The sequence below is a fragment of the Vibrio sp. Y176 genome (assembly GCF_033438945.1).
The window spans coordinates 1-749 of sequence record NZ_JAWOQS010000430.1 but is presented as its reverse complement, the minus strand read 5'-3'; the positions used below and the strand labels follow the sequence as shown (position 1 = coordinate 749).

The 749-nt window shown below is 45.5% G+C and carries 1 protein-coding gene; it reads left to right on the top strand.

What is annotated here, in order from left to right:
- Positions 1-749: diguanylate cyclase domain-containing protein (locus tag R7O13_RS26495; RefSeq protein WP_318305161.1), on the top strand; the 749-nt coding region annotated here is incomplete at both ends.

Sequence of the window (749 nt, the reverse complement as noted above, 5' to 3'; positions counted from 1 at the left end):
CGCAAAGTCCAATTGCATGCGGACTCGACGGCAATTCTAGGCAGTGAATCTCAAATTATTCTTATCCAAGATGCGGATGACACACCAAAACACTTGTCGTCAGCCTCCAGTGAAGATTCTCATATCGACTCTTTAACCAAACTGTATAACCGATTTGGTTTCACCAAGCGCCTAGAACAACTGATCAAAAGCCAAACACCGCTATTGGTGTTTTACCTCGATATCGATAACTTTAAGAACATTAATGACTCGCTGGGTCATCACATCGGTGACAAAGTCATCCAAGAAGTTTCTGCGCGTTTAAAACGACTGCTGCCAAACCAAGCGATCATCGGTCATCTTGGCGGTGATGAGTTCGGCATCATCCTTCCTGAGCCAGAAAACTCGCGCATGGCAGAAGTGTTATCAGATCGCATTATTTCTTTGATAAACCAACCTTTTGATCTGCACCACTTCAGTAAACGTCTTGCCTGCTCAATTGGTAGCGTCCGCTATCCGGAAGATGGGCAGGATGCTCGTATCTTGCTACAAAACGCCGATACCGCGATGTACGAAGCCAAAGATCGCGGACGAAACCGTCTGATCAAATTCAATGACCAAATGAACAAAGAAGCGCGTATGCGTTTGTGGCTTGAAATCGAACTGCAAAAAGCCCTGCAGCAAAATGGTCTTGAAGTTTGGTATCAACCCAAAGTGAACGCCCGTGATTTCAGTATCAATGGCGCTGAGGCTTTAGTACGTTGGAAACA